We start from the raw sequence: 1,169 nt of genomic DNA, 5'->3' as shown, positions 1-1,169 counted from the left end.
GGCGCCTTCTCGTGCAGGTGGGCCCACTCGCCGCTGCGGCACTGCTCCGGCGTCGCCTCGCACATGTCGCGCATGGCGCGCTCGAACCGCTCGGGCTCCTGGGCGATGGCGCCGAAGCTCCAGCTCTCGAAGCCGGTCCACGCGTCGCCGTCGCGTTTGAGCGTCCACCACTCGTCGCCGCCGTTCACCTGCTGGATGAACGCGAGGTCGCGGTAGCAGAACCCCTGGCGTATGGCCCAGTTGCCCGAGCCGAGCGCCTCGCGGAGCCTGTCGACGCTCTCCGTGCGGGAGAACTCGTAGGCGTACTCCTCGAGGAACGGGTCGTCCTGCCAGTCGAAGCCGCCGACCTTGAGCCAGCCGTTCTCCTGGCACTTCTCCACGAGCTCTTCGTGCTCGCGGCCGGTTATCCTCTCGAAGCCGTCCATGGGCTCTCCGCCTTTCGTTTGTTGCTTGGCGGGCGGCGTCCTCGCGATGGGGGCACGGTGCGAGTCGGAGCAGGCGTGCGTGCTGGCGCGTCGGCGCCGCCCAAGACGTGTATAGCGATTTCGATTGCGGCAGAGGGCGGGGCCGCCCGCGATGGGTCGAGCTGGGTCGAGCCGTCCGCGCCTCCACGGGAAGCGCACAAGCTAGCCGAGCTGGCGCCTGTCCCTTCCGCCCAGGTAGACGGGCCTGCAGGTCTGGGAGATCCTGCTCGCGATCGCCTCTGCCGTTACGCGCTCGCCGCGCCTTGCGAGCCTGTCCGCCAGCGCGCCCGGCGCGTAGTTCGACGTGACGATGGTCGGGCGCATGTCCTCGTAGCGCGCGTCGAGCACGCTGAACACGGTGCCGACGGACCACTCGGTCGCGTCCTCCTTGCCGAGGTCGTCGAGCACGAGGACGTCGCACTTGGCGTACCGCGCGACGGCGGCCTCGGTGCCGCCCTCGTCGAACGTGGCCTTCACGCGCTCGAGCATGCCCTTGGCCGTCGTGAAGGCGACGTCGTAGCTGGCCTCGGCGAACAGCCTGGCCATGGCGGAGGCGGCGTGCGTCTTGCCGGCGCCGACGCCCCCGTGTATGTAGAGCCCGGCGCCCCCGTTGCCCGCGAACGAGGCGATGTACTCGGCGAACTCGGGGCGGTCGGCCTCGGCGGCCCAGTAACGCCTGGGGATGCCCGCGCGCGAGAGCGCCTT

General features: G+C 70.6%; 2 protein-coding genes. Both read right to left on the bottom strand.

Going from position 1 to position 1,169, the window contains the following annotated elements:
- Positions 1-425, bottom strand: a 425-nt coding sequence (locus GPA_RS19535; RefSeq protein WP_049784291.1) for a hypothetical protein, incomplete at its 3' end; no start/stop codon positions are given.
- A 201-nt stretch (positions 426-626) separates the two neighbouring features.
- The coding region (locus GPA_RS14300) for an ATP-binding protein (RefSeq protein WP_049784180.1) at positions 627-1,169 on the bottom strand (543 nt) is incomplete at its 5' end.

Source organism: Gordonibacter pamelaeae 7-10-1-b (genome assembly GCF_000210055.1).
In the GTDB taxonomy this organism is placed as follows: Bacteria; Actinomycetota; Coriobacteriia; order Coriobacteriales; family Eggerthellaceae; genus Gordonibacter; species Gordonibacter pamelaeae.
Note: the sequence above shows the minus strand (reverse complement) of the source record. Positions and strands in the feature narration are given on the sequence as shown.